This window comes from Rhizobium sp. RU36D (assembly GCF_900176345.1).
Classification (GTDB): Bacteria; Pseudomonadota; Alphaproteobacteria; order Rhizobiales; family Rhizobiaceae; genus Allorhizobium.
The window spans coordinates 1-4,952 of the sequence record NZ_FWXU01000059.1; the positions used below are offsets into that span (position 1 = coordinate 1).

General features: G+C 63.1%; 6 protein-coding genes. 5 read left to right on the forward strand and 1 reads right to left on the reverse strand.

Annotated elements, in window-relative coordinates:
• Positions 1–217 precede the first annotated feature (217 nt).
• Complete coding sequence (locus B9A97_RS29020; protein WP_084369302.1) at positions 218–511, reverse strand: Rdx family protein; 294 nt, start codon at positions 509–511, stop codon at positions 218–220.
• A gap of 133 nt (positions 512–644) precedes the next feature.
• On the opposite strand from B9A97_RS29020, the gene B9A97_RS29025 reads away from it, so the two are divergent.
• The 5 genes from B9A97_RS29025 (at position 645) to B9A97_RS29045 (ending at position 4,669) form a co-directional block, all read left to right on the forward strand.
• Positions 645–1,091, forward strand: a complete 447-nt coding sequence (locus B9A97_RS29025) for a DoxX family protein (protein ID WP_084369303.1) — start codon at positions 645–647, stop codon at positions 1,089–1,091.
• Positions 1,092–1,259: 168 nt separating this feature from the next.
• A complete protein-coding gene (locus B9A97_RS29030) occupies positions 1,260–1,979 on the forward strand; it encodes a type 1 glutamine amidotransferase (protein ID WP_084369304.1) in 720 nt (239 codons plus the stop codon).
• Positions 1,972–2,463, forward strand: a complete 492-nt coding sequence (locus B9A97_RS29035) for a GFA family protein (protein ID WP_084369305.1) — start codon at positions 1,972–1,974, stop codon at positions 2,461–2,463. The genes B9A97_RS29030 and B9A97_RS29035 overlap by 8 nt, the downstream gene beginning before the upstream one ends.
• Before the next feature lie 308 nt (positions 2,464–2,771).
• Positions 2,772–3,392 (forward strand): TetR/AcrR family transcriptional regulator, encoded by a 621-nt coding sequence (locus B9A97_RS29040; RefSeq protein WP_084369306.1) that lies wholly within the window; start codon positions 2,772–2,774, stop codon positions 3,390–3,392.
• Positions 3,393–3,454: 62 nt separating this feature from the next.
• Positions 3,455–4,669, forward strand: a complete 1,215-nt coding sequence (locus B9A97_RS29045) for an MFS transporter (RefSeq protein WP_084369307.1) — start codon at positions 3,455–3,457, stop codon at positions 4,667–4,669.
• Positions 4,670–4,952: the final 283 nt, after the last annotated feature.

Sequence of the window (4,952 nt, forward strand, 5' to 3'; positions counted from 1 at the left end):
CACCCCAAATGCCCGGCAAAACAACAGCCGGGCCACAGAACCGCCGTCTGCAAAAACCAAAATCCCAAAAACTCGGCTTTATGCAACGGTCCCCCGTGTGGGAGAGGTTACAAAATCGAGGGCTTAGCGCAGCTAAACCTCAGATATTGTTGGTGAGGGGATCATAAGCCGGGTTGGAGAGGGGGAAATCCTCTTTGCCTCTTTGCCAGCCACTCCCTCAACTCCCCCTGTCCGCCCGGTCGGTGTGGCCGAGGTCGCGGTCGGGGTTGATGATGTCGCGGACGCGTTGTTTCAGGTCTTTCGGGCCGGGGAAGCCGTCGTCGCGCTTGCGCTCCCAGATGAGCTCCCCGTTCAGCCGGATCTCGAAATTGCCGCCGGTGCCGGGGATGAGCGCCACTTCGCCCAGTTCGTCGGAAAAGGTCTGCAGCAGTTCCTGGGCCATCCAGGCGGCGCGCAGCAGCCAGTTGCATTGCGTGCAATAGAGAATGCTGATGCGGGGTTTGTCGGTCATATCAGGTCTCCGTTCACGGATGGCTCACACAAAAGTTAACTTTTGTACTCATATTTTATCGGCGTGGCGCTTGCGCCGGAAGGGGGGAGCTTTCATTGAGGTTAGCCCATTCAAAACCCAAGGAAAAAGTCTCATGTCCTCTATTCCCGATCGCAATCGTCTCATCGTTCCGGCCGTCGCCCCTGTATATAACAGCACCCACGAGACCGTGGAAACCATCCTGCGCGTGGCCGCGGGCGTGCTGCTCGTCACCCACGGCTTCGGCAAGATCATGAACCCTTTCGGCGCGGTGGGGATGGTCGAGAGCCTCGGATTTTATCCCGGTATGTTCTGGTCGCCGCTGCTGGCGGCCACGGAGTTCTTCGGTGGTATCCTTGTGGCCATCGGTCTCTTCACCCGTCCCGCTTCCTTCGCGGCGATGATCGTGCTGCTGGTCACCGTCTATTTCCACGGCGTGGTGCGGGCCGAAGGTCTTGCCGGCACGGAGAAATCCATTCTCTGGGCGGCGATCTTCCTGTTCTTTGCGGTGCGCGGCGGCAATGCCCATTCCGTCGATGCCAGGATGAAGAAGGTTTTCTGACCGGCTTGAAAGACCGCGCCTGCCGTGCTGATCTCCGCCCGGATAGACTACAGCAGGTCGCGTTGATTCGGATTCATGGGCCTGCTGTAGACTATTGTTTTCGCATGCCTCTGTCCCAAAACCGGTGCCCACTTTTGGGAGGCATGCTTTAGGGAATCGGATAGCGGCATGCGCGTGGCAATCATCGAGAACATGGCGGGCACCCATCACGGGCTGGTGGGTGTGGCGCTGGCCGAGGCGGGCGCAAAGCTCGATGTCATCAGGCCTTACGAAGGCCAGCCCCTGCCGGCGTCCACGGGCGATCATGACGCGCTTGTCGTGTTCGGCGGCGAGCAGAATGCCCGCGACGATGCGAAGCATCCCTATCTCGGCGAACTGGCGGCGTTGATGCGCGATTTCGGCGACGAGGGCCGGCCGGTTCTCGGCATCTGTCTCGGCAGCCAGATGCTGGCACGGGCCTATGGCGCGGAAAACCTGATCGGCGCGGCACCGGAATTCGGCTGGCGAAGGATAGAGCTGACGGGTGAGGCGGGGGATGATCCCGTGCTCTCGGCGGTGCCCTCGGGCTTTACCAGCTTTCAATGGCATGACGACACCTTCACCCTGCCGCCCGGCGCCGTGAGGCTCGCCGAAAACGGCGTGACGCCGAACCAGGCCTTCCGGGTGGGGCGGGCGGCCTATGGCATGCAGTTTCATTTCGAAGCCAATCTTGATGTGGTGGAGCGGTGGAAGGCTGCCTTTCCCGAGGTGATCGAGCGCAAGGAGCCCGGCTGGCTCGGCCGCTACGAGGCGCTTGCCGCCCATCACGGGCCGCAGGCCGACGCCACGGGGTTGGCCATCGCAAGGGCCTGGGTGGGATTGATCGGCAGGGGGAGCATCAATGACTGAAGACGAGAGTTTCGAGGGCGGCTGCTTCTGCGGCCATGTGCGCTACCGGCTGCAGGGGCGGCCGATCTTCGTGCAGTGCTGCCATTGCCGCGACTGCCAACGCCAGAGCGGCGGCGCCTTCGTCATCAACGGCATGATGGAGGCCGAGCGGGTTGAGACCCTGAGCGGCGAGGCGGTTGGCGTGAGCATGCCGACCGATAGCGGCCGGCCGCATGACATCCATCGCTGCCCGCACTGCCAGACGGCGGTGTGGAGCGACTATGGACGGCGCGGCTGGCTGCGGTTCATCCGCATGCTGACGCTGGACCGGGCCCATGAATTTCCGCCCCAGGCGCATATTTTTACGCGGACCAAGGTGCCGTGGGTGGCCCTGCCGGCCGATCAGCCGGCTTTCGAGATCTATTATGACCCGAAGGTGCTCTGGCCGGAGCAGGCCCGGACCCGCTGGCAAGAGGCGCTGACGAAATCCGGCGCGGCGCGGTAGGCCGGAATTCGAGGCAAGATTTTTCCGTCATTCCGGCGAAGGCCGGAATCCAGCCACGGCGCGTCCGCGCCGTGAGAAGAGTCTATCGCAATCAATGACTTGATTGCGCTGGATGCCGGCTCGGCGGCCGGCATGACGGGTAGTCTTGAACGCGCGTCAACTCACTCGTACCCTTCTGGCGACACTCTTTAGCGGACGATCCAACGCGAAAGCGCTAGTCAATTCCTGTTTTTCCTGTCGCAGGCTTGACCCGTGATTTATCGCCGCCTAAATAGGGAACGATCATTTCCTATTATCGGATTTGCCCGATGTCCACTGCCCTGCCCTCTCCATCCGCACCACGCGCTGCCGGACGCCCGCGTGAATTTGATCTCGACCGGGCGCTCGACCGGGCCATCGTGGTGTTTTCCGAGCGCGGCTACCAGGGTGCCTCGATTTCCGAATTGAAGAGCGCCATGGGTGTTGCGGCAGGAAGTTTGTACAAGGCCTTTCCAGACAAGCGGGCTATCTTCCTGGCTGCGCTGGAGCGTTACAAAACGCTGCGCGACGCGGTGATGCGGGAGCGGGTCGAGGCCGGCCAGACCGGGCGGGACAAGGTTGAGCACCTGCTGTCGGTCTATGCCGATGCCTCGCTTGGCACTTCCGGCCGCACCGGCTGCCTGATCGTTGCCAGTGCGACAGAGATGGCGCTGATGGACGAGGAGGCGGCCGGGCTGATCGCGCAATCGGTGTCGCGCAACCACGGCTTTGTCTGCGACCTGATCCGGCTGGGCCAGGCAGATGGGTCGATCGGCAGCAGCGTGGACCCAGAGGTGACGGCGCGCACGCTGCTGAGCCTGGCACAGGGCCTGCGGGTGCTGGGCAAGACCGGCATCGCACCCGCCGAGGCGCGGGCGGTGGTGCAAACCGCGATGAAACTGCTCGACTGACCCGAACGACGCTTCTTTCCATTGGTGCGGCATCTCCCGGCCGCACAGCAGGAGATTTTTACATGACAATCACAGCCGCGGCCCCGACGACACCGGAGAGTTCCAATGCCCTTTCCGGCGTCCTGACCTTCATCATGGCGCTTGCCTGCGGGCTGATCGCCGCCAATCTCTATTATGCGCAACCGCTGGCCGGACCGATCGCCGCCGATATCGGCCTGCCACAACATGCCACCGGGTTGATCGTGACGCTGACCCAGATAGGCTATGGCCTTGGGCTGCTGTTCGTCGTGCCGCTGGGTGATCTCCTGGAGAACCGTCGGCTTATCCTGACGATGATCGGCCTTGTCACGCTGGCGCTTGTAGCGGCCGGATTGTCCTCGACTCCCGCCCCCTTCCTGATTGCCTCGCTCGCCGTCGGCCTGAGCTCGGTTGCGGTGCAGATGATCGTGCCCTTTGCCGCCAACCTGGCGCCCGATGCCATCCGCGGCCGGGTGGTCGGCAATGTCATGAGCGGGCTGATGCTGGGCATCATGCTGGCACGGCCGGCCGCAAGCTTCATCGCCGGGATCTCGTCCTGGCATATGGTTTTCTTCCTCTCGGCGGCGCTGATGGTGGTGCTGGGGATTATCCTGGCCCGCAGCCTGCCGGAGCGCCGGCCGCAGACCCGGATCGGCTATTTTTCGCTGATCGCCTCTATGGGCACGCTGGTGAAGAGCCAGCCGGTGCTGCGCCGCCGGGCGGCCTATCAGGCGCTGCAATTTGCCGCCTTCAGCCTGTTCTGGACGGTGACGCCGCTGCTTCTGGCCGGTCCGCAATTCCAGATCAGCCAGGCGGGCATTGCGCTGTTTGCGCTGGCCGGCGTGGCAGGCGCGATCGCCTCCCCGATCGCCGGACGGCTGGCAGATCGCAATCTGGGACGCCCGGCGACCATTCTTGGGATCGTCTGCGTGCTGATCGCCTTTCCCTTGAGCCATCTTGCCGAAGCGGGCTCGACGGCCGCCCTCGTGCTGTTGACCATTGCCGCCATCGTGCTCGATTTCGGCGTGACCACGACGCTGGTGATCGGCCAGCGCTCGATCTATGCGCTTGGGGCGGAACTGCGCGGACGGTTGAACGGGCTTTACATGGCGACCTTCTTCATGGGCGGGGCCCTGGGCTCGGCGATCGGCGCCTGGGCCTTTGCGGAAGGCGGATGGTGGCTCGCCTCCTCGGTCGGCACCGCGCTGCCGGCAACAGCGCTTGCCTATTTCCTGACGGAGCGGCGTGTGCGCGTTTGAGCGTTTGCGATGTCAAAGATCATGCGGAAAGGCCGGCCAGGCCTTTCGCCCTCCGGTTTCGCTTGATGGCATGGGTTCGGCCAGGCCGAACGGACGGGGCGCCGAAAGCTGCCTCGTAATTGGATATAAAAATAGCACCTTCCGGCGCCCCGTTCGGTGTCTTTTGCCGTGCAACTTCGGTCTCTCTGCACTGCTGTCCGGTTTAATTTCCGGTCCATTTGAAGACCAACTGGTTGTGGTTTTTGGGTTTGTCTGGCGGGGGTCTGAGGAGGTGATCGGTGCG

Coding starts and splice junctions, on each gene's coding strand:
- B9A97_RS29020 (WP_084369302.1), bottom strand. CDS start 511: ATGACCGACAAACCCCGCATCAGCATTCTCTATTGCACGCAATGCAAC.
- B9A97_RS29025 (WP_084369303.1), top strand. CDS start 645: ATGTCCTCTATTCCCGATCGCAATCGTCTCATCGTTCCGGCCGTCGCC.
- B9A97_RS29035 (WP_084369305.1), top strand. CDS start 1,972: ATGACTGAAGACGAGAGTTTCGAGGGCGGCTGCTTCTGCGGCCATGTG.
- B9A97_RS29045 (WP_084369307.1), top strand. CDS start 3,455: ATGACAATCACAGCCGCGGCCCCGACGACACCGGAGAGTTCCAATGCC.
- B9A97_RS29040 (WP_084369306.1), top strand. CDS start 2,772: ATGTCCACTGCCCTGCCCTCTCCATCCGCACCACGCGCTGCCGGACGC.
- B9A97_RS29030 (WP_084369304.1), top strand. CDS start 1,260: ATGCGCGTGGCAATCATCGAGAACATGGCGGGCACCCATCACGGGCTG.